The following is a 22,568-nucleotide window of genomic DNA, read 5'->3' on the forward strand; positions in this document are numbered from 1 at the left end:
CCAGCTCTCTCGTTCTGGGCACGCTGCCCGCGTTCCTGGCGGCTGCTGGGTGCTGTTGTCCCGTGACGCGCCAAAAGGGGAAAGGCGCACGCTATCTCAGGCCATGCAGGGCAAAGGCCTTGCTGCCGGTCTATCGCGAGATGGCGATCTGGGGCGGTGAGCACCTGCTCGAGGTGAGCAAAGAGCGGACGAACTGGCCCGCCGACTGGGTCTTAGCGACCTTCGATCCCGAGCAATTCAACCTTGAACAACAAAGTCGCGCCGCCCGGAATAGGTCCACGGCCGCGCGGGCCATAGGCAAGCGTTGCGGGCGCTGCGAGTTCAATCGTCTCGCCCACGCGCATCTGCGGGATGGCCATTTCCCACGCGGGGATCAGACCTTGCAGCGGGAATGAAGCAGGGCGGCCCCGCTCGTAAGAGCTGTCGAACCCTTCGCCGTCGATGAATGTGCCAGCATAATGCACCGTCACCGTATCGCTGGGTTCAGGGCTGTCGCCCGTGCCGCGATATTCGAGATACCGCCACTTGAGCCCGCCTTCCATCGTGTACCAGCCGTCAGCCGCCTGAAGCGATGAGAGATAGACCTGCTGCGCATTGTGATAGGCGCGTTCGGTCATTTCATCGCTGCTGGAAGGGCCTGTCACCTCGTCTGGTTGCGCAGTGTCCTGCGCCTGGGCGGTGCTGGCCAATCCCAGTGCACCAGCGATCATCGCAATGCGCGCCATATTACCCGCTTTGGTCATTTCCACTCCAAAGGTTGAAGGGGCGCGCTCACAAACGGTGCGCGCCCACAATCCTTTCGGCTCAAGCGTTTGTCGCCGTCACCACCGAAGCATCTTCCATCGTTTCGTCCTCAACGTCGTCGGCAAGCGTGTCGAGGTGCATGAGACGCTTGACCAGCGGGCTGACGATGCAAACCAAGATGCCAACGCCCGTCGCGACGAGGCCCATGGCCCAGTAGATCTCAAGCGCGGCATCACGGGTCATCTCGCCGCCTTCGCCCTGCCCCATCAGGGCGCCCATCGCGCCAGCGACAAAGTTGCCGCCCGCCGTGCCGAAGAAGAAGGCCGCCATCATAAGGCTCGCCATGTGTTTCATCGACAAGCGGTTGATGGCCGAGAGGCCAACAGGACTGAGGCACAGCTCGCCCGTGGTGGACAGCAAGTAGAAGATGAAGATGAACAGCACCGGTGTCAGCAGGACACCTGCGTCATTGGCATTGCTGAAGTTTTCAGCGCCCCAGACGGTGACGATGAAAGCGAGGCCCATCTGCGCGATACCAAGGCCCATTTTCGCAGGGGTCGATGGCTCAATCCCCGAGCGCGCCATCCACTGCCACATGATTGCAAAGATCGGCCCGAGAAGGACGATGTAAATCGCGTTCACCGATTGGAAGAAGGTGGTCGGAACCCCGCCGCGATCGACATAGCGATCGGTAAACAGGTTCATCGAACCACCCGCCTGTTCAAACAGACCCCAGAAAAGCGGCATGAGCAGGATGAAGAATATCATCGCATAAACCCGCTCACGCGCTTCCTTGTCGAGCTTGAAACTTTCGTAGAGGACATAGCCCAGGAGCGCGATGCCGGAGATGAGCAGGATACCGCCGACGGCTTCCTGATACTGGATCAGCACCCAGATCAGCGCGACACCGGCAAAGCCAACGCCGTAAAGCAGCCATTCGAGGTTGAGCCCTGCGACCTTTTGTTTGAGTTTAGCGGGCACAGGCGGTTCGCCATTGCCGCGCAGGAGGTTCTTGCCAAGGATGAAGACCACAAGGCCAAGCAGCATACCAAATCCGGCAAGCCCGAAGCCCAGTGCCCAGCTTACCGTCTCGCCAAGGTAGGCGGCGATAAGAACGCCGGTTGCAGCGCCAAGGTTAATCCCGACGTAGAAGATCGTGTAAGCCCCGTCGCGGCGCGTGTCGGTGCGGCTGTAAAGCTGACCCACGAGAACCGAGATATTTGCTTTCAAAAAGCCCGAGCCCACGATGATGAGTGCCAGAGCAAGCCAGAACACATTGAGCGTCGGATCATTGTCGAAGCCGGAACCATCGCCCTCGAACGCCATGAAGAAGTGGCCCAGCGTCAACAGGATTGCGCCAAAGGCAACCGCTTTGCGCTGACCCAGATATTTGTCCGCGAGCCAGCCGCCAAGAACGGGCGTAATGTAAACGAGGCTGGTGTAAGCACCGTAGATCAGGTTCGCACTGCCGTCAGAATAGAGCCAGTGCTTGACCAGATACAGGATCAGAAGAGCACGCATCCCGTAGTAGGAGAAACGCTCCCACATCTCGGCAAAAAAGAGCATATACAGGCCCTTGGGGTGGCCCATGACCTCTTCTTGCGGCCGCGTCAGCGCAAATGCGCCCGCCACCAGAAACCCTGCCAGCGTGACTGACGCAATCAGTGCCGCCCAGTCGGCATAATTCCACAGTGCAATGTCCTTGAGCTCGCCCATGTGCTTACCCGATCCCTCATAACTGTTTCGCCCGCTTCTTTTACGAGCCCCATTGACCGGGCACACTAACGCGCATTTGCCTTATGTGAAGCTTTTGTTTCGCGCGGGCCAAATAATGTTGCGCCCCGGCGGGCAGGCTCCTCCACGCCCGTTCTTAGCCCGAGCTTCGCTTGACGCGCATCGCTGTATTATGGCACTGCTACGCTTAAAGAGGCCCCTATGACCGAAAACACATTATGACCCAGGCCCGACCCGTCTATCTCAAACTGCGCGACCAGATCGCGGCGGCCATCATTCAGGGCGATTATGCCGAGGGTGCGATGCTGCCTTCCGTGCGCGCGCTTGCAGCAGAAGAAGGCGCAAATCCGCTTACGGTGGCAAAAGCATATCAGCAGTTTCAAAATGATGGCCTCGTCGAGGTTCAGCGCGGGGTTGGCATGTATGTCGTGAAAGGCGCTGCCGATGCCTTGCGCAAACGCGAACGCGAGCAGTTTTTGGCTGAAGAATGGCCCGAGATACGCAAACGTATGAAGCGGCTGGGGATCGACCTTGCCGACCTCGTGGCGCAAAGCTGAGGTTTGATGTCCCGGTCGATGTCACGGTCACAGGGAATAAAGGTCCGTTCCGGTTTTTAAATTGCGCTTGCACGCGCGCTATCGTCCTTGCAGTTCCCGGCTGTTTCTGGCACTAAGACTTTAATTTCACGGTCATTCGGGTCGAGGCTGTGACACAACGGCGGCGGCTTTTGACGTTGCTTCAAATTGGTGCACTTCCAGGTGCGGCAATCAATGCTCGGAGGGCAAAATGATACGATCCGAACTGCTCAATGAACTCCACAAGGACAACCCTGATCTTCGCGCCGACGAGATTGAGCAGGTTGTTGACATCTTCTTTGACGAAATTACGCAGCGGCTGGCCGAAGGGGGCCGGGTTGAACTGCGCGGTTTTGGCGCGTTTTCCACCCGCGAACGCGAAGCGCGCGTGGGCCGCAACCCGCGCACCGGCGAACAGGTTGAAGTGCCGGCAAAGCGCGTTCCCTATTTCAAGGCAGGTAAAGAGATCAAGGCGCGCCTCAACGAGGGGTGAACCTCGCAATTGATGATTGATCAAGGTGTCCCGGCACGGGTTCGGGGCGCGTTTCGCCGCAATTCTCATCGGCTGTGGCCATAGCCAGTCTTTTGAGGCTGCGTCTGCGCGGTTGCGCAATCGCGATAACTCTGGATCCTTCCGCCAAAGCGCGGATCTAAAACGCCGTTGCTCTTGCCTCGTTGTCTGCTATCGCGCCGTGGTTGCGCGTGGTCATGAGGCCGTATCGCACAGCGCCAGGCGGGTGTGGCGGAATGGTAGACGCCGGGGACTTAAAATCCCCTGATCCTATAGATCGTGTGGGTTCGAGTCCCACCACCCGCACCATCCCACCGCACGATATCTAGCCTGTATCCTTTCCCGCAGGTTTAGCGCCTCTACGCAGGATTGCGGCGGTGCGGCTTAGAGCAGCTCTAAGCCTGTCCCTTCTACCAATTCGCCAGAATGCGTTACTTCGCGCTGCTTGGGATCAAACCGATCCGGCGGCCTTCCCAACAGGCGAGCACTATGAACGATGCAGGCATGAGCAATCAGGCACTTTCGAACAGCGCCAACACGCCCGCCGACCCATCATCGGCCGGGCAACAACCCCGCGCCCCGCGCCTCACCCTGCTGATCCGTGCTGCCAAGATCGTCACCTCCGATGGCGAATTTGTCTGCGTCATTCGCGATGTATCCGAAAGCGGAGTGAAGGTGCGCTTTTTCCATGAGGTGCCAGTCGATGATCTGATCGAATTGCATATGGTCTCAGGGGCCCAATGCCAGATCCGCGAAGTTCGCAGAAGCGGGCGTGAGGTCGCCTATACCTTCGTCGGCGCAGTCGACGTTGAGCAATTCGCCAACACCAACTTGCCATTTCCCAAACGGGGCCTGCGCATTGCGCTTTCTTTTCCTGCGAGGGTGAGCGCGCGTGATCAAACCTATGATGCGACAGTGTATGACTTTTCGCAGCAGGGCGCGCGCGTATGTTGCGACGGGCGGTTTGCGATTGACCAGACGCTGAGCCTCAGGAGCGACTGGCCGGGCATCAGCTTCGGGCCCACATATGCCAATGTGCGCTGGAGGCGCGATGCGTCATATGGCCTGCTGTTTGAGGAGACGATGGAGCTTGCCGAATTTGCCCGGCTTGCAGCGCTGCTGCAATGCCCAGCCCTGCTGGGCCTTACGGACAGCACAGGCTGGGGCTAGGTGCTGTCCTTGCGGCAACACCCCTTCAAAGCGGCAATTTTTACGCATTTCGCCGCATTTGTTTACGCCTCGCTAACCAATTTCCTTCACTCCCGGTTCTGAAACGGCCGCAACTGCATGAGGCCGATGGGGCTTTGCGCCCTTAATCAAACGGGGACCAGACATGGCGCAAGCGCGCGTTGAACAAACAGCGACTTCGGCGGGAACTCTCGATTGCGATGTGGCCATCATTGGCGCAGGGCCCGCTGGCCTGACCGCCGGCTACCTCCTGACCAAGCAGGGCAAATCGGTCGTTATCATCGAGAAAGATGAAACCTACGTGGGCGGGATCAGCCGCACGGTCGAGCACGAAGGCTATCGCTTTGACATCGGCGGGCACCGGTTTTTCTCCAAAAGCCAGGAAGTCGTCGATTTGTGGAACGAGATCCTGCCCGACGATTTCATCCAGCGCCCCCGGATGAGCCGCATCTATTATGAGGGCAAGTTCTACTCTTACCCCCTTCGCGCGTTCGAGGCGCTTTGGAACCTTGGCATCCTGCGCTCGACCGTGTGCATGGCGAGCTATCTCAAATACAAGCTGTTCCCGATCAAAGATGTCAAAAGCTTCGAGGACTGGACCACGAACCAGTTCGGCAAGAAGCTCTATTCGATCTTCTTCAAGACCTATACCGAGAAGGTGTGGGGGATGCCGTGTGATGAGATGAGCGCGGATTGGGCGGCCCAGCGGATCAAGGGATTGTCGCTCTGGGGCGCGGTGATGGACGGGCTCAAGCGTTCGCTCGGCCTCAACAAAAAACCCAACGACGGCCAAGAGGTCAAAACGCTGCTCGAAACCTTCCGCTATCCGCGGCTTGGCCCGGGCATGATGTGGGATGCAGCGCGCGATCACATTCTCAGCTCGGGCAAGGGCCGCGTCCTGATGGGCCATGCGCTTGATCGGGTGTCGGATGACGGCAATGGCTGGACCATGACCGCGAAGTCCGCTGGCAAAGACGGAGGCAGCACGGCGCAAATCCGCGCCAAGCACGTGATCAGCTCTGCACCCATGCGCGAACTTTCCAAGCGTATTCACCCGCTGCCGCAATCAACGCTCAAAGCCGACAAGCTGCGTTACCGCGACTTTTTGACCGTGGCACTGATGGTGAAGAGCGACGACCTTTTCCCCGACAACTGGATCTACATCCATGACGAGCGGGTGCAGGTCGGCCGCGTTCAGAACTTCCGTTCGTGGTCGCCGGAAATGATCCCGGACGAGAAGATGGCGTGTGTGGGTCTTGAATACTTCTGTTTCGAAGGCGACGGGCTGTGGTCCTCGTCTGACGAAGACCTCATTGCGCAAGCAACGCGCGAAATGGAAATTCTGGGACTGTGCGATCCGGCGAAAGTCGTCTCTGGCGCTGTGGTGCGTCAGGAAAAGGCCTATCCCGTCTATGACGACGATTACGAAGCCAATGTCGATGCCATGCGCCGCGAACTGGAAGAAAAACACCCGAGCCTGCACCTTGTCGGGCGCAACGGGATGCACCGCTACAACAATCAGGATCACGCGATGATGACCGCGATGCTGACGGTGGAGAACATTCTTGCAGGCAAGCGCGTTTACGACACCTGGTGTGTAAACGAGGACGCTGAATATCACGAGGCGGGCGATGAAGGCGCCGAGAAGGCGCTTTCTACCGAGGAAACCAAGCCTCTTACCGAAGATCAGGTCGCAGCGCTCACTTCGATGCGCGCCGTGCCGGAGCGGATCGCTGACGACGATCAGAGCCACGAGGTTCGCAAAAGCGCGTGATGCGTTACCGCCGCCCCTCGATCTTCAAGATCACCGATATCCGCTTCGTGAGGTATCTCGCGGTGAGCGTCGGCGCGCTTGCCGTGGATTTTGGCAGCTTTCTGGCGCTTCTCGCGCTCGGGGTTCTGGCGACGCCTGCGGCTGCTGTCGGCTATTCGCTTGGCATCCTTGCGCATTGGTTCATGTCGAGCCGTGCGGTGTTTCAGGACCGTGTGGCAACGCGCGGCGGGGCGCGCTCGCGTCAAAAGGCACTCTTCGTCGTTTCGGCTCTGGTCGGCCTTGGACTGACCACGTTGATCGTTGGTGCAGGCCAATGGACCGGGGTTGACCCGCGCGCCGCAAAGCTGGCCGCGATCGCCATCAGTTTTGCCGTCACATGGATGATCCGCGCAAAAGTGGTGTTTCGCGAAGAACCCTCGTCAAGCGCATCATCCCCAAGCGTGACGGCATGACGCCATGTTGGAAGAGCGCCGCAGATCCGCCTTTCCGCTGAGCTTCCTGCTCAAAGCCGGGCTCGTGTGGGCCTTTGTCAGCGCGCTCATGATCGTCGCCAACTGGAGCGCGATCACAACCCTTCACATGGGCGATCCCGACGATGTGCTGCGCCTTATACAGGTGCGCGATCTGTTGGCGGGGCAAAGCTGGTTCGACGTGACGCAAACCCGTGTGGATGCGCCCGGCGGCGGCGTAGCGATGCATTGGTCGCGGATTGTCGATATTCCCTTGGCTCTCGTCATCCTTGCGCTCACCCCGGTTTTCGGAAGCGCCACAGCAGAAACAATCGCGCTTGTCGCGGTTCCGCTGGTTACGATGGGATGCGTGATGCTGCTCGCCTCGCGCATCGCATGGCGGCTGTGGGGCGATGAAGAGGCGATCTTCACCGCGCTTGTCATTATTGTCTCCATCCCGGTCCTGTTCCAATTGTCGCCCCTGCGCATCGACCATCACGGCTGGCAGCTGGTGTGTGCTCTTGTGGCGCTCAATGGTCTGCTCGCGCGGTCTTCTCGCTGCGGCGGGTGGATCATCGGCAGCGCTTTTGCCTTCTGGCTCGCGATCTCTATCGAGGGTCTGCCCTTGGCCGCGATCACCTTTGCCGTGCTGGCTCTGCGCTGGCTGCGCGACCCTTCGGCGCGGGCGTGGATCGTTGGCGCAATACAGGGTCTTGCCGTCGTGAGCGCGGTGTTGTTCACCGCGACACGCGGGTTTGCCGACCTTGCCAACTATTGCGATGCGATCAGTCCAGTGCACCTTGCCATGTTCGCCTGGGGCGCGGCTAGCCTCACACTCCTGAGCGGCGCGCGGCGGCCAAGCCTTGGCATAATGCTCACCGGTTTTGCTGTTGCAGGGGGCGGGGCGGTCACGATCCTGGCTCTTCAAGCGCCCGCTTGCGTTACCGGCGGAGGGTTTGCGCAAGTTGATCCGCTGGTCGCCGAAACATGGCTCACTAATGTGAAAGAAGGGCGCCCATTGTGGGAGCAGGCGCTTGCCATCGCAGTCCAGTATCTTGCTGCGCCCCTGATCGGCATTTACGCCGCAACGCAGCTTGCGCGGCGGGCCCACGACGCAATGAAACGCTTCTGGAGCGATTATGCGCTGATCCTTGGCGGGGCCTTGCTGGTTTCGATTTTCGTCTCGCGCACGGGCGCGGTTGCCTGTGTTCTGGCCAGTCCTCTCATCGGCTGGCAGGTGCGCCGTTGGTTAAGAGCAATTCGGACGATGGATAATCCCCTGCCGCGAATGGCGGCGATGATCGGCGTGGCTTTTGCGCTTTTGCCAGCGATCCCCGCGCTCATCCTGACCAGCGCGATGCCGCTGCGCGCCTATGTCGGAGGGGCCGAGGATGAACCTGTGCGCGTGGCCGATTGCCGGGTGCAGGACACGCGCGAAGCGCTCGCGAGCCTTCCCAGGGGCGAGATTTACGCGATGATGGATATCGCGCCCGAATTGCTTCTGGTGAGCGATCACACCGTGCTTGCCACCGGACACCACCGGGGGGATGCGGCGATGAAAGTGCTGATCGAAACCGCGCTTGGTTCGCCCGAAGAAGCGCGCAAGACGCTAACGACACGCGGCACCGCCTATGTCGCCATGTGTCCTGCCCTGAACGAGCCGCGCACCTATGCCCAGATGGCTCCGCAAGGGTTCGCCGCCCAATTGGCGCAAGGGCAGGAGCCGCCATGGTTGGAGCCAGTGCCCATGCCCGAAGAGGCCGGCCTAGAACTCTGGCGCGTCAAGCCGGAATAAAATCAGCCCGGCTCATGCCGGAATAAAATCAAGCGCGACGCCGTTAATGCAGTGGCGTTTGCCGGTTGGGCGGGGGCCATCGCCAAAGATATGTCCCAAATGCCCACCGCAATCCGCGCAGTGCACTTCGGTGCGAGGGATCCCGATTTTGTAATCGGTTGCCGTGCCGACGGCGCCGTTATCGATTGGCTGCCAGAAGCTTGGCCAGCCTGTGCCACTGTCGTATTTATGCGCGCTTGAATACAGCTTGTTGCCGCATCCGGCGCATACGAAAGTGCCGCGCCGTTTCTCTTTGTCCAAGGGCGAGGAATAGGCGCGCTCGGTCCCTTCATCGCGAAGGACATAATATTCCGAGCGCGTCAGCTGGCGGCGCCATTGCGCCTCTGTTTTGGTGACGCGAAAATTGCCCTTGGCGGTGCGCGCCTGAACATCGGAACCGCACGCGCCAAACAGCGGGAGAGCCGCGACAATGGCGCTGGCTCCGAGGGCGCTGGTCCCGAGGAATTTACGGCGGCCCAGGAAGGCCGGACGGTTTTGATCCATTGCTGGCATATGTGTGCCTCTCAAAATCACTCGTTCTATATGGACGAGATACGTATCGGAGGCCCGAAAGGTTACATGGTGCGCATGAACGGGATCAAAATTCGGTGATTTCCACCTCAAGCTTGCGGAAGCCGTGGACGAAGTTTGCGCGCACGCGCTCTACGTCGCCTGCGACATGCACGCGCATCCGGCGCTTGTGCATTTCTTCCAGAAGCACCCGCAATTGCAGTTCAGCGAGACGCGCACCGACACAGCGGTGGATGCCATAGCCAAAGGCGATGTGCCGCTTGGCGTTTTCACGGCGAAGGTCGAGCTGGTGCGGATTGGGGAAGATTTCTTCTTCGTGATTGGCCGCAAGATACCACAGGACGACTTTCTCGCCCTTCTTGATGGTTTTTCCGAACACCTCGGTGTCTTCGGTGCAGGTGCGGCGCATATGCGCAAGCGGGGTCTGCATCCGCAGCATTTCCTGAACCGCGTTGGGAATAACGCTGGGGTCTTGTTCAAAGATTTTGCGCTGATCGGGGAATTTGTCGAGCGCGTGAACAAATCCGCTCATCGAATTGCGGGTGGTATCATTGCCGCCAACGATCAGCAGGACGAGATTGCCCATGAATTCTTCAGGGCGCATCTGGTTCATCGCCTCTGAGTGGATCATCATGCTGATAAGGTCGTTGCCCGGTTCTGTGTCCTGTGTCCGCTCAAGCCAGAGCGATTGGAAATAGGATGCCATTTCCTGAAGGATTTCCCAGCGCACCGTGTCGAGTTCGCGCACGGTCGCAAGCTCGGTATCGCCCGACCAGTCGGACCAGAAGGTGAGCAGGCGGCGGTCGTCCCACGGGAAGCCGAACAGGATGGCGAGCATACCGGTGGTGAGTTCGATCGAGACCTTGTCGACCCAGTCGAAGACTTCGCCGCGCGGTAGCGAATCGAGAAGTTCGCCAGTGCGCTTGCGGATTTGCGGCTCCATCTCGGTCATGCCGGACGGGGTGAATTTGGGGGCAACCGTGCGGCGTTGGCCGGTGTGTTGCGGGCGGTCCATCGCGATAAACATCGGCAGATCGCGCGTATCGGCGCCAGAGGCGGCCGCTTCGTCCTCGCTCAAGCGTTCGAGGATGGTGATCCCGCCATGTTCCCAACTTGAGGAGAAGGTTTCGGGCAGCGCCTCGATATGCTGGATCGCCTTGTGCCCGACGACCGACCAATAGGGGCCAAAGGGGCTATCATCGATATAATGCAACGGGCCGGCGGCCTGCATTTCGGCGACGATGGGCTGCCACTTGTCTTCGTAATAAATGTCAGACCGGCTCAAGTCCCATTTGTGAGGATGCTTCGGCTTATCTTCGGGGTGCTTTTCAAAATACTCCGTAAGCGCCTTGTAGGCGGTTGGCGAAGTGCGCACTTCGGGACGTTGGGGTGCTAAAGTAGCCATGTCTCTCTCCTCCTGGAGGTGCGACTCTTGCGATCACACTCTCCCCTCACTGCGTATCCTGCCTTAACTGACAGCAATGTCAATATGGGTTTTAATCCGCCACTGAAGTGGCCGACAAACCCCTATGCAGCTTGCGAGGCTTTCCGGCCGAAGGACCAGCGGCGCTTCTTCATGCCTGCACCGCCTGATTTCATCACGCGCTTGCGGAACAGCAGCGAGCCGCCCTTGACGAGGAGGATCACCCAGACCGCCTGCCAGGCTAGGGCTGCGACGTGGAGCCACACAGCCTCGTCGAGCGCCGCGCGCGCCAGCATCGCAAAGGGCGAGGACAGCGGAAAGGCGATGGCAGCCATTTCCAGCGCCGAGCCGGGTTGGGTGATGGTGTATGCAGCGACAAAGAACACCATAAGCTGCATCATGGTCACCGGCATCGAGAGCGTCTGCACCTCGCGCACCGTGCTCGCCATGGCGCCAATGGTGAGGAAGAGCGCGCCGAGCAAGAGATAGGCCATCGAGAAATAGAGCACGCCAAGCGTCAGGAACATGCCCCAGCCCACCGCGGGCCCTGGAAGCTCGCGGAAATTGGTTTGCGTAACGGTGACAATCGCATCCTCCGCAATCGCCCAGAAGCCCCAGCCAATCGTTCCCCAAACGGCAATGCCGACGAAAGATACACCGAGCATGGCGAAAAGCTTGCCCATGAACACCGCGTCCATCGGGATGGCGGCGGCGAGGATTTCGATGACCTTATTGCCCTTTTCCTCTGCAAGGTTGGACAGCACCATGCCAGCAAGCAGCATGGTTAGGAGGAACATGACCATTTGCGCCGCTTGCGCAGTGCGGATGCGGTTGGTGCGTTCGGACGCCGCGCTCGAAGCGACGGTGGTCTTGGTCGAGCTTGGGAAGACAAGCGGGGTCGCGGCAAGCGCATCGGCGGCCATCAGGCGGACAGGGCCGGTCCAGCGATCGACCTGCGGCCCCGTGCCAACCACTTCGGGCGACTGGAGCGTGCCGGTGACGATTGCTGCGTAGTTCCCGCGGCGTTCTTCCATGAAGGCGCGCGCGTCAAAAGCGGGATCGCCCGTCGCCTCGGTCACTTCGCGCATGACGGGAATGGCGCCGCGCAGTTGCGGGCCGATCCGCTCGCTTGCCGCGATCATGGCGTCGTTGTCTTGGGCGCTCATCGCAAGACCCACTTCGAGCGTCACGGCCTCGCGCGAAACCTGCCCGCCAATGCTACCCGCAAGCCCGCCGACTATGACGGGGAAAAGTGGGCCGATGAGAAAGAACAGGAACGCGCGGCTGAAAAGCACGGCGATAAAGTCGCGCCGGGCGATGACCCATGCGGCTTCGAGCCGGGAGAGGCGGGAGATGTCGTGGCTCATTTGCCGTGCTCCTGATTGTCGGCCTCAAGCTGGCGCGCAGCCGCCTCGCCCGCGATGGCGACAAAGGCATCGTGAAGGCCAGCGCGCTCGATCGAGAGCGAGAGAATGCCAGCATCCCCTTCGATCAGCGTCTTGAGCAGCGGCTCAACCCCTGTTTCGGGAAGCGGGAAGTAGAAAAAGTCGCCCTCGCGCCGAGTTTCTTCGGGAAGAGCCGAGGTCCAGCCACCCTCGCGGGCGCGCGTTTCAAGCCGTACCTGTGCCGGAATACGGTCGCGCGCGGTTTCAACGCTGCCCGCATAGGGGACCTTGCCTCCGGCGATGATGGCTACGCCTTCGCACAGACGCTCTGCATGGTGGATGACGTGGGTTGAAAAGATCACCGTCACCCCGTCCTCGGCCAGATTGCGGATCATGCCCTCAAGCTTGCCCTGGTTGATCGCATCAAGGCCTGAAAACGGCTCATCAAGCACCACAAGGCGCGGGCGGTGAACCAGCGTGCCGAGCAATTGCACCGTCTGCGCCATGCCTTTGGAAAGCTGGCGGATGGTGCGGTTTGCCGCGTGCGCAAGGTCGTGCCGCTCAAGCAGTTCCATGCCGCGCTTGCGCCCTTCTTTCAAAGGCAGCCCGCGCAGCGCGCCCATAAAGGCTATCGCCTCGATGGATTTCATCGCCGGATAAAGCCCGCGTTCTTCGGGCAAGTAGCCGATCAACCGGCCAATATCGTGCGGGCGGTCATGGCCAAACACCATGCGCACGCCTTCGTCAGGGTCGATAATGCCAAGCAGCATGCGCAAGGTCGTCGTCTTGCCTGCGCCATTGGGACCGAGCACGCCGTAAATCGCGCCTTCGGGCACTGAAAGGTCCACCCCGTCGACTGCTTTCGTGCCGTCAAAGCTTTTCACAAGCCCGCGCGCTTCGATGGCGAGGGGGCGGTTGTCGGAGGGGGCCACTGTATGAAGCGGACGGCCATTGTCTGGCGTCATTGGATCATCTACCTGCATGTACATCACAGCGTGAGTTAACGGCTGAAACTGAACGGGAGCGACCCCAAGCATGGTTAACGAGCGCGCAACACTTACCGGTTCTCAGGCCATCACCCGAAAGATCGAAGAGAAGGCCCGCGCGCTGGGTTTTGCGAGCGTCGGTTTTACCACTGCCGCCGAAGATCCGCTGCGCACTCAAAGGCTTGAGGAATGGCTGGGCGAGGGGCGTCACGGTTCGATGGAGTGGATGGAAAACCGTCTCCACCACCGCCGATCCCCGCAGGGGCTCTGGCCGGAGGCAAAGTCGGTTATCGCGCTGGGCATGAGCTATGCGCCCGCGCTCGATCCGATGGCCTTGGACGAGGAGGGCGAGCGGGCTCGCATCTCGGTCTATGCGCAAGGGCGCGACTATCATGACGTCGTGAAGAAGCGGCTGAAGGCGCTCGCACGCTGGTTGGTCGAGCACGAGCCGGACAGCGAGCTGAAGGTCTTCGTCGATACGGCGCCTGTAATGGAAAAACCACTTGGCGAGGCGTCCGGGATCGGCTGGCAGGGCAAGCACACCAATCTGGTGAGCGGGGAGCACGGCAGCTGGCTGTTTCTGGGAGCGATCTACACGACACTAGAGCTCGAGACGTCGCAGCCCCACCGCGATCAGTGCGGGACGTGCCGCGCGTGCCTCGATAGCTGCCCCACCGATGCTTTTCCCGGCCCCTATACGCTCGATGCGCGCCGCTGCATTTCCTATCTCACGATTGAGCACAAGGGCCCGATTGCCGAGGAATTCAGGAAGCCTTTGGGCAACCGCATCTATGGCTGTGATGATTGCCTGGCGGTGTGTCCGTGGAACAAGTTTGCAAGCGAAGCCTACACCGCGAGCGAATTTCTGCCCCGCGCCGAGCTGACCGCGCCACGTCTGGCAGAGCTTCTCGCGCTTGATGATGCAGGCTTCCGGCGACTGTTTTCAGGCTCGCCGATCAAGCGGATCGGGCGGGATCGTTTTGTAAGAAACTGCCTTTATGCAGCGGGCAATAGCGGGGAGGCAGGCCTGCTCGATCAAATCGAGCCGCTGACCCATGACCCCGACCCGGTGGTCGCCGATGCGGCGGCGTGGGCGAAGGCGCAGCTCGCCTAGTCTTCGTTGTGCTCGCCGGGGAGCGGTGCGTGGCCGAGCGCGCCCTGCTCCCAATCGCTGAACCGGTTGGGATCGCGCATCTGGAACACTGCGCCTTCGCTTGGGTGCTCCGAGCGTTCGAAGAAGCCGGTTTCGCGAAGGTGGGTATCGTCGATTACATCATTCAAATCGACCGCGGGCATACACGGGATATTGGCCGCCCGAAGGATCTCGACGCATTCGCTCGTGGTCTTCTCCTTCGCCAACTCCGCGATGCGGGCGTAAAGCTCGGGGCCTGCTGCCAGGATAGCGCGAACGTCGCTCCATCGGTCTTCGCCCGCCATCTCTTCATCGCCCAGAAGGCCGATCACCAGCGGAAAGTGCTGCGGGATATAGGGGACGATGCTGATCCAACCGTCCTTCGTTTCAAACGGCTGGCGGTCGGGGTCGACCTGGCGGCCATAGGCGGCATCGCCATTGGGCGGGTCGAAGGTTTTGCCGTCCAGATGCTCCTTCATCATAAAACTGGTGAAGGCTTCGAACATCGGCACTTCGATGTGCTGGCCGCGCCCTGTGCGAAGGCGGTGGGTGATCGCGGCCATCGTCGCATAGGTGGCGTGAAGCCCCGCGACCTTGTCAGCGATCAGCGAGGGAAGATAACGCGGTCGCCTGTCCCCATCGACGCGCGGCAGAAGTGACGTCGTGCCGGTCGCTGCCTGAATGACGTCATCATAGGCCTGAAGCCCGGCATAGGGTCCGCCAGAGCCAAAGCCGACGCAGTGAACGTAGATGATTTGCGGGTTGAGCGCCTTTACCGCCTCATAGCCAAAGCCGAGCCGTCCAATCGCCTCGTCGCGCACATTGTGGATGAAGACGTCGGCGTCTTTGAGAAGGCCCTTGAGGCGCTCCACATCACCTGCCTGTTTAAGGTCGAGCACGACCGACTTCTTGCCACGATTGAGTGCGATGAAACCCGGACCCATGCCCGGCGTCTTGGCTGGCTTTGCCCCGTGGCGATAAACGTCACCGCCCGGCGCTTCGATCTTGGTGACCTCGGCTCCGTAATCGGCGAGGATTTGTGTCGCGTAGGGGCCGAAAACGACGCTGGTGAGGTCAATGACCTTAAGCCCTGAAAGCATGGGCTGACCATCGTTTGGCTTTACCCCCAAGACGCTCTCACATCATCTCTTTGATCGGAACGTCGGTGTCGGCGAGAAGCTCGGGGTCGATCTTGCCCGGTTCGCTTTCGAGGAGTTTGCGCGCCTGCACATAGTCCTTCATCGTGCCGACGCAGTCGAAGGCGATGGGCCGCCCTTCCTTCATGTAAACGACGGTGAACTTGCGCGTTGCAGGGTCGCCGCGAAGCACGGTTGCATCGTAGCCGGTGTTGAGGCCGGCGGTCTGGAGTTTGAGATCATACTGGTTCGACCAGAACCACGGCAGCGCCTTGTAGGGCTGTTTCTCGCCTGCCATCGCCTTTGCCACGGTGTTCGCCATGTCATTGGCGTTCTGCACCGATTCCAGCCGGATGACGGCGCTGTCGGCGTATGGGTTGGCGTGAGCAGCGCAATCGCCAATGGCAAAAACATCGTCGAGTGTCGTGCGGCAGAAAACATCCACGTCGACACCGTTCGATCCCGCTGCGCCCGCTGCGATGAGAGGCGCGACTGCGGGGATAATGCCGATCCCGACGATCACCATGTCTGCTGGCAGGGTTTCGCCATTGTCGAGGAGGACGCCGGTCACGTCTTCATCATCGCCAACAATCTCGCTCACCCCTTGGGACAGGCGAATGTCGACGCCCTGGCGGGTGTGTTCTTCGGCGTAGAATTCCGAGACAGGGCGCCCGGCCACGCGCGCCAGCAGGCGGTCCTGCATTTCGACGACGGTGACCTCGCAACCCATTTTGCGAAGCACGGCGGCTGCTTCCAGTCCGATATAGCCCCCGCCGATGACGACCGCGCGCTTTGCCCCTGCCTCAAGCGCTGTCATCATGCCATCGGCATCGGATTTGTTGCGGACGTAGAAAATGCCTTTGAGGTTTGCGCCCGGGATGCTGAGCCGGCGCGGGTCTGCGCCGCCTGCCCAGATGAGCTTGCGATAACCCACGTGCGAGCCGTCGGAGAGCGTCAGCTCGTGACGCATCCAGTCGATTTCCGTGACGCCCGAACCAAGGCGAAGCTCGACGCCCTTGTCGGCCCAGAATTTTTCCGGGCGGATCATGATGCGCTCGAACGTCTTGTCGCCGGCAAGATATTCCTTGGACAAAGGCGGGCGTTCATAAGGGGCAAGCTTCTCGCGCCCGATCATCATGATCGAGCCCTCATGACCCTGTTGCCGCAGGGCAATGGCCGCCTGCGCCGCGCCGTGCCCGGTGCCTACGATTACGACATCGGCCGAGCCGGAAGAAGCTGCTGCATCACTCATGGCGAGGCGCATCACCCAAAAAGGCCACCCTCGTCAAGTCACAAGCGCCTAGACAAATGGGCAGCCCGATGCGCGCTAGCGTTCCAGAAGATTGCGCGCCTGGGCCGCAATCTGCGCGAGCGCCGCAGGCGCGACAGGTGGCGTATTTTTCGCCCGGTCGAGCATGGAGCGGAACTGGGTGATCGCAGGCGCATTGGCCTCAGCCCATTTCGCAATGGCAGCCTGCGGGTCGTCCCTGCCTGCCTTTCGCGAGGTCAGGCGGCGCAGGAATTCGATCCGCATATGCTGGAAATCGCGCGCGAGCCCATCGACGAGAAGGCGTTCCCACACGTCCGAAGGCGACATATGTGCAGCCACCCCTTGCGCCCAGTCGATCCCGATGCGCGTGCCGATATCGGCAAAGGCATGGGTCAGCGTTGCCGGGGCAATCGTGGTCTGGAGCGCGAGATTGGCAATGCCCACAGAGCCATCGAAATCGAACAGGTCAGCCACGCGGCCTGCCAGATCACCGGGCGCTCCACTCGCGGCAAATTCGGCGCGCAGGGCCTCGGAATGGTCGAGACTGCTGCCTTGCAAGAGGTCTGCGCGCTGCTCGCGAAGGATGCTTACGCCCGGCTGCAATGTTTCGACCATTTCGCCTGCCTCGATCCGGCCACCTGTGCTGCGCAGCACGTCCGACATGAGATTGCCCACCGCTGCTGCCAAACGGTCGAGCAAGGTGATGCGCGCCGTTTCCGCCATCGGCGCTGCATCAATGTCAGCCCACAATTGCTTCAGGTCAAAGAGCCGCTCCACCACCACAAAGGCGGCCGCGACATCGCTTAGCGAGACGCCCTCTTCCTCTGGCAATTCAAAGGCATGGATTAGCCCGAGGCGGTTGACGATGCGGTTGGCAAGGTCGGTCGCCACCAGTTCGCGCCGCAATTGGTGGTCGCGGATATAGGAAACAAACTTGTCCTGCATCGGTTCGGGGAACATCGCGATAAGATTGCTTTCCAGCACCGGATCATCGGGAAGCCCGCTCGCCTCGATTGCATCTTGCAGTGCAAGCTTGCACGAGGACAGGAGCACCGCAAGCTCTGGCCGGGTAAACCCTTTTCCATCTGCCGCGCGCCTCAGATAGGTTTCGCCTGTGCCAAGCCCTTCGGTCCGGCGATCAAGCGCGTTCATGCCTTCCAATTGTTCGATCAGGCGGGCGTAAGAGGCAGCCGATCCCGCTCCGCCGGCCTCTGCGATGGAAAGCGCGAGGGCTTGCAGGCGATTGTCCTCAAGCACGATTTCGCCCACCTCATCGGTCATCTTCGCAAGCAGCGTGTTGCGCGCCTTGGTGGTAAGCGAGCCGTCGCGGGTGGCCGCGGCAAGGGCGATCTTGATGTTCACTTCATTGTCCGAACAATCCACGCCCGCCGAATTGTCGATGAAGTCGGTGTTGATGCGTCCACCGTTAAGCGCAAAGGCGATCCGCCCTGCCTGCGTAATGCCAAGGTTCGCGCCTTCGCCAATGACTTTGGCGCCCACCTCGTCTGCATCGACGCGCAGGCGATCATTGCCCGGATCACCCACCTCGACGTGGTTCTCGCTCGGCGCCTTGATGTAGGTGCCGATCCCGCCGAACCACAACAGGTCAACCTGTGCTCTCAGAATAGCGGAGATCAGCGCGTCGGGCCCGATTTCCTGGGTGTCGAGGCCCAGCATATCCTGCGCGGTCTTCGTCAGCTTGATGCTTTTCGAGCTTCGCGAATAAATCCCGCCGCCCTTCGAGATCAGCTTGGCATCGTAATCTTCCCAGCTGGAGCGCGGGAGATCGAACAGGCGCTTTCGCTCTTTCCAGCTTTTGGCCGGATCGGGGTTGGGGTCGATGAAGATATTGCGGTGGTCGAATGCGGCGACAAGCTGGATGGCTTTTGACAAAAGCATCCCGTTGCCAAACACATCGCCCGACATATCGCCGCAGCCCGCAACGCGAATGGTGTCTTTTTGAACGTCGACGCCTTGCTCGAGGAAGTGACGCTGAACGCTGACCCAGGCGCCCTTGGCGGTGATGCCCATTGCCTTGTGATCGTATCCGTTCGAACCGCCGCTTGCAAAAGCATCGTCGAGCCAGAAGCCGGCCTCCTCAGCGATCCCGTTGGCAGTGTCGGAGAAGGTGGCGGTGCCTTTGTCGGCGGCAACCACGAAATAGGGGTCTTCGCCATCGTGCACGCGCACGCCCTTGGGGTGGACGACCTTGCCGTTCACGATGTTGTCGGTGACCGACAAAAGCGTGCGGATAAAGACCTTGTAGCTTTCGCGCCCCTCGTTGAACCACGCATCGCGGTCAACCGCAGGGGAGGGAAGCTCCTTGGGATAGAAACCGCCTTTTGCGCCCGACGGCACGATCACGGCGTTCTTTACCTTTTGCGCTTTCATCAGGCCCAGAACTTCGGTGCGGTAATCATCGCGCCTGTCCGACCAGCGAAGCCCGCCGCGCGCCACTGCGCCCGAGCGAAGGTGAATCCCCTCGACCCGCCTTGAATAGACGAAAATCTCGCGCCACGGCACGGGCTTTGGCAGGCCGGGAATAGCGTCCGACTGGATCTTGAAGGCCAAGGCTTCTTCGGCGGCAGGGGCAAAGGCATTGGTGCGAAGCGTTGCGTCGATCACCGCGCGGTAGAGGCGCAAAAGCCGGTCGTCATTGATCGCGGACACTTTGCCAAGCCCGCGCTGGAACTGGCTGTGCGCCGCCTCGATTGCGGCCTCGCGCGACTCGCTGGAACCGACGTCGAAATCGGGGTCATGCCGGCTGGCGAAAAGGGCGATCATCGCCGCTGTCACATCGGCCGCCCGCTCAAGCGCATCGACCACCGGATAGATGGTGAAATTGATCCCCGTCTGGCGCAGGTAGCGATAAATCGCGCGCAGCCACACGGTCTGGTGTGCGCTCAGCGCGTTGGTCACGACGAGCCGGTTGAACGGATCGTTTTCCGATTGGCCATTGAGCACTTCGGCAATCGCGCTCTCAATCGCTTCGGCCCGGTCCAAGAGCGCCGGAAGATCGGCGCCTTCTGGCGCGACCAGCGTGTATTCGTGGATCGTACCAAGCCGCGCTTCATCGAGGCGCGTTGGAACCTCTGACAGCACGCGAAAACCGAAGTTTTCGAGCACCGGGACAGCATCGGAAAGCGCGACGCGCCCGCTTACGTGATAAATCTTGAGCCGCAGATCGCCGCGCGTGTCATTGTCGAGTTTGTAGATACGGCAGCTGCGCGCCTCGGGCGTGTCGCTGCTGGCGATGGCGTGGATTTGCGCGATGTCGAGCGCGGCTTCGCCGGGACCATAACGCAGGCGGTATCCGGCAGGGAAACCTTCGGCATAGCGTTGAGTGATGGCCGCCACGCGCGAGCCTTCGTGCGTTTTGGCAAGCTCGTTTTCGACCGCTTCGCCCCAGCCCCTGAGCAGCTCTGCCAATTGCGCTTCGATGGCTTTTGCATCGGGCATTTTGGCGATCGAACGCGAATCGAGCAGGAATTGCAGCCGCGCAACCGGGCTCTGGTCCATGTCGATGCTCCAGCTGAGCATATCGAGGCCGGTCGATCCGGTGAGGAGTTCCTGAATTTGCAGGCGCACCTGTGTCGACAGATTGTCGCGCGGCAACCAGACAAAGGCAAAGACGTGGCGCGCGAGCGGCGATTTGACCAGCACGACGCGCGGGCGAGGTCGGTCGCCAAGGCTCATCATCGCCTTTACAAGGCGGGCGACATCTTCGCGCTCAAACGATACAAGCAGATCGTTCGGAAGCGCGGTGAAAGCATGCGCCAGCCCTTTACCGGCGTGGCCTTCCGGGTCGAACCCCATGCTGTTCGTCATATGCGCCAGCGTGTCGTGCAGCACTGGCACGCTGGAGGGCGGGGCGGCCAGCGCCGCGCTTGTCCATACGCCTGCATGAACGTTCAGCGCGGTGACTTTCTTGCCCTCTCGAACCGGTACGAGGAATACATCAAGCGGCACGCGGCGGTGGACGTTGGAATGTTGGTTGGCCTTGACCGCCAGCAGATCGCGCGTGGTCTTGCCGCTTTCGAAATATTCAAAGGCGCGCTCGTAAGAGGCATCGGCAAGGATTGCGCCCGCGCTCTTGCGGCAAATGCCCAGCGCGTTGCTTACTTCGCCCGAACGGCTGCGGACCACGTGGCCAAGCTGGGTCAGCATACCGCTTTCCAGCCATTCGAGCAGCTGCCCGCTGTCGCTTGCGCCAAGCAGCCCGGCGCTTTCCTGCATCGCACCAAGAAGCTTTGGCCAATCCGTAACGCTTGCGCGCACATCGCCGAGTGTCTGGCGAAGGGCAGCGAGAAGCGCCTTGCGCTGGCGCGCATCGACGCGCCGCGTTTCGATGTAGATGAGCGATTCCTTGCTCGCATCCTGTGCGCCCTCACCAATCGCTGTGATGAGGCCGTCGTCATCGCGCGCAATGGGGATGATAGGGTGGAGCAATTGCTCGATACCAAGCCCTTGCGCGGTGAATGTCGCGGCGATGGAATCGACCAGGAACGGCATATCGTCGTTGATGATCGCAATGCGAAAACGCCGCTCGGCCGTATCGGATTCGTGCGTCAGGGCAGAGCGCGAAGGGCGGCGCTGCTGCGCTGCTTCGAGGAGGAAACTCGCCACGCTTTCGACCGCCTCTTCGGCAAGGCCGTTCTCGCCCCAGAGGGTCGATGCGGCCAGCTCTTCGGCGAGGGCCTTGCGCAAGGCTTTGGCTTTGGCGGGTGAAAGATCGCTAGTTGCACTCATGGTCGAGCGGCTCCTCTCTCAAGCTCGATCAGCGCCGGCGGACTCGTTGAAATTATCTTTCGCCGCGCTTTTTCTATGATGCTCGCTAATACAGGTCTGTCACTTGCACTTGCAAGGGTAATCGCCTTGCGCGGGCGTGCCAGCCAGATGATGGTCAGGCGGCGACCGTTTGACAGGCCTCGAGGGTGAGTTCGAGCGAGCGAAGACGCGCCGCCGGATCATAGGTTGCGCCGCACAGGATAATCTCATCCGCGCCCGTGCGCTTGATAAACGCCTCGATTGTATCGGCGACCTTGGCAGGGGTTCCCACGGCTGCGGCCTGTTCCAGATGGGAAAGCATGGCGCGGTGCGGGGCGGGAAGGGTCGCGGTGTAATCCTCGATCGGCGGCTTCAGCTTGCCCGGAGTGCCCGAGCGCAGCGCGACGAAGCTTTGCTGCTGGCTGGAGGCGAGGGTTTGCGCGTTTTCGTCGGTGTCGGCGGCAAAGACGTTCATCGCGACCATGACGTGCGGTTTTTCGAGCGCGTCCGAAGGCTGAAAGTCGCGGCGATAGACTTCGAGCGCGCTGTCGAGGTGGTCGGGCGCAAAGTGCGCGGCAAAGGCGTAGGGCATGCCGAGCCGTGCGGCGAGCTGCGCGCCAAACAGGCTGGAGCCGAGCATCCAGAACTCGACATTGGAGCCAAGGCCGGGCGTTGCGGTGATGGGCAGATCGACATCGCCTGTCAGAAGCGCGCGCAACTCAACCACGTCCTGCGGGAAATATTCAGACGCCTTGTGCAGATCCTTGCGAAGTGCGCGCTGCAATTCGGGCCCTGCGCCGGGCGCGCGGCCAAGCCCCAGGTCAATGCGGCCCGGGAAAAGCGCGTCGAGCGTGCCGAATTGTTCGGCGATCTGGAACGGGGTGTGATTGGGCAGCATGATGCCGCCGGAGCCGATGCGGATGGTGTTTGTCGCATTGCCGATGTGCGCGAGCACCACCGATGTTGCGCCCCCCGCAATGCCTTCCATGGTGTGATGTTCGGCAACCCAGAAACGTTTGCACCCGATCGCCTCTGCATGGGCGGCAAGCCGGGTCGCATTGCCGAGCGCTTCGGCCACGGTTCCGCCTTGGCGCACCGGGACAAGGTCGAGCACTGAAAAGTCAGTCAT

General features: G+C 60.9%; 17 protein-coding genes and 1 tRNA gene. 8 read left to right on the forward strand and 10 right to left on the reverse strand.

Translation table 11 applies throughout. The annotated features are described in order from the left end of the window. Positions 1-212 precede the first annotated feature (212 nt). Positions 213-743: an FKBP-type peptidyl-prolyl cis-trans isomerase gene (locus MWU38_RS07095; protein WP_247271108.1), complete on the reverse strand. Its 531-nt coding sequence runs from the start codon at positions 741-743 to the stop codon at positions 213-215. Between the two features lie 61 nt (positions 744-804). Then, positions 805-2,460: an oligopeptide:H+ symporter gene (locus MWU38_RS07100; RefSeq protein ID WP_247271109.1), complete on the reverse strand. Its 1,656-nt coding sequence runs from the start codon at positions 2,458-2,460 to the stop codon at positions 805-807. A gap of 236 nt (positions 2,461-2,696) precedes the next feature. On the opposite strand from MWU38_RS07100, the gene MWU38_RS07105 reads away from it, so the two are divergent. The 7 genes from MWU38_RS07105 (at position 2,697) to MWU38_RS07135 (ending at position 8,770) form a co-directional block, all read left to right on the forward strand. Continuing rightward, on the forward strand, positions 2,697-3,035 hold the full coding sequence (locus tag MWU38_RS07105) for a GntR family transcriptional regulator (protein WP_247271110.1): 339 nt from the start codon (positions 2,697-2,699) through the stop codon (positions 3,033-3,035). Between the two features lie 229 nt (positions 3,036-3,264). Then, positions 3,265-3,546 carry an integration host factor subunit beta gene (locus MWU38_RS07110; protein WP_247271111.1) on the forward strand — a complete coding sequence of 94 codons (282 nt, stop codon included), beginning with the start codon at positions 3,265-3,267 and terminating at the stop codon, positions 3,544-3,546. Between the two features lie 240 nt (positions 3,547-3,786). Continuing rightward, positions 3,787-3,873: transfer RNA gene (locus MWU38_RS07115), tRNA-Leu, on the forward strand. Positions 3,874-4,053: 180 nt separating this feature from the next. Next, positions 4,054-4,734: a PilZ domain-containing protein gene (locus tag MWU38_RS07120; protein ID WP_247271112.1), complete on the forward strand. Its 681-nt coding sequence runs from the start codon at positions 4,054-4,056 to the stop codon at positions 4,732-4,734. A 163-nt stretch (positions 4,735-4,897) separates the two neighbouring features. Next, complete coding sequence (locus MWU38_RS07125; protein ID WP_247271113.1) at positions 4,898-6,526, forward strand: NAD(P)/FAD-dependent oxidoreductase; 1,629 nt, start codon at positions 4,898-4,900, stop codon at positions 6,524-6,526. After that, a complete protein-coding gene (locus tag MWU38_RS07130) occupies positions 6,526-6,978 on the forward strand; it encodes a GtrA family protein (RefSeq protein WP_247271114.1) in 453 nt (150 codons plus the stop codon). The genes MWU38_RS07125 and MWU38_RS07130 overlap by 1 nt, the downstream gene beginning before the upstream one ends. Before the next feature lie 4 nt (positions 6,979-6,982). After that, positions 6,983-8,770, forward strand: coding sequence for a hypothetical protein (locus tag MWU38_RS07135; protein ID WP_247271115.1), 1,788 nt, complete (start codon positions 6,983-6,985; stop codon positions 8,768-8,770). Between the two features lie 12 nt (positions 8,771-8,782). Here MWU38_RS07135 and msrB read toward each other — a convergent pair whose 3' ends face one another. The 4 genes from msrB to MWU38_RS07155 all read right to left on the reverse strand — a co-directional run bounded on the left by msrB (position 8,783) and on the right by MWU38_RS07155 (position 13,113). Continuing rightward, positions 8,783-9,322, reverse strand: coding sequence for a peptide-methionine (R)-S-oxide reductase MsrB (gene msrB, locus MWU38_RS07140; RefSeq protein WP_247271116.1), 540 nt, complete (start codon positions 9,320-9,322; stop codon positions 8,783-8,785). Between the two features lie 85 nt (positions 9,323-9,407). Further along, complete coding sequence (locus tag MWU38_RS07145) at positions 9,408-10,745, reverse strand: cytochrome P450 (protein WP_247271117.1); 1,338 nt, start codon at positions 10,743-10,745, stop codon at positions 9,408-9,410. A 122-nt stretch (positions 10,746-10,867) separates the two neighbouring features. After that, positions 10,868-12,130 carry an ABC transporter permease gene (locus tag MWU38_RS07150; protein WP_247271118.1) on the reverse strand — a complete coding sequence of 421 codons (1,263 nt, stop codon included), beginning with the start codon at positions 12,128-12,130 and terminating at the stop codon, positions 10,868-10,870. Next, positions 12,127-13,113 carry an ATP-binding cassette domain-containing protein gene (locus MWU38_RS07155; RefSeq protein WP_247271263.1) on the reverse strand — a complete coding sequence of 329 codons (987 nt, stop codon included), beginning with the start codon at positions 13,111-13,113 and terminating at the stop codon, positions 12,127-12,129. Before MWU38_RS07155 ends, MWU38_RS07150 begins: the two co-directional genes overlap by 4 nt. A 70-nt stretch (positions 13,114-13,183) precedes the next feature. Here MWU38_RS07155 and queG point away from each other — a divergent pair, with 70 nt between their 5' ends. Then, positions 13,184-14,248, forward strand: coding sequence for a tRNA epoxyqueuosine(34) reductase QueG (gene queG / locus MWU38_RS07160; RefSeq protein WP_247271119.1), 1,065 nt, complete (start codon positions 13,184-13,186; stop codon positions 14,246-14,248). Here the strand turns inward: queG and MWU38_RS07165 are convergent. The 4 genes from MWU38_RS07165 to MWU38_RS07180 form a co-directional block, all read right to left on the reverse strand. Next, positions 14,245-15,366 (reverse strand): CoA transferase, encoded by a 1,122-nt coding sequence (locus MWU38_RS07165; protein ID WP_247271120.1) that lies wholly within the window; start codon positions 15,364-15,366, stop codon positions 14,245-14,247. The genes queG and MWU38_RS07165 overlap by 4 nt on opposite strands. A 37-nt stretch (positions 15,367-15,403) precedes the next feature. Beyond that, positions 15,404-16,654 carry an FAD-dependent oxidoreductase gene (locus MWU38_RS07170; protein ID WP_247271121.1) on the reverse strand — a complete coding sequence of 417 codons (1,251 nt, stop codon included), beginning with the start codon at positions 16,652-16,654 and terminating at the stop codon, positions 15,404-15,406. 75 nt (positions 16,655-16,729) lie between these two features. Further along, positions 16,730-21,421, reverse strand: coding sequence for an NAD-glutamate dehydrogenase domain-containing protein (locus MWU38_RS07175; RefSeq protein WP_247271122.1), 4,692 nt, complete (start codon positions 21,419-21,421; stop codon positions 16,730-16,732). 154 nt (positions 21,422-21,575) lie between these two features. Further along, positions 21,576-22,568 carry an LLM class flavin-dependent oxidoreductase gene (locus MWU38_RS07180; protein ID WP_247271123.1) on the reverse strand — a complete coding sequence of 331 codons (993 nt, stop codon included), beginning with the start codon at positions 22,566-22,568 and terminating at the stop codon, positions 21,576-21,578.

It is taken from the genome of Qipengyuania sp. S6317L1 (assembly GCF_023015615.1).
In the GTDB taxonomy this organism is placed as follows: Bacteria; Pseudomonadota; Alphaproteobacteria; order Sphingomonadales; family Sphingomonadaceae; genus Erythrobacter.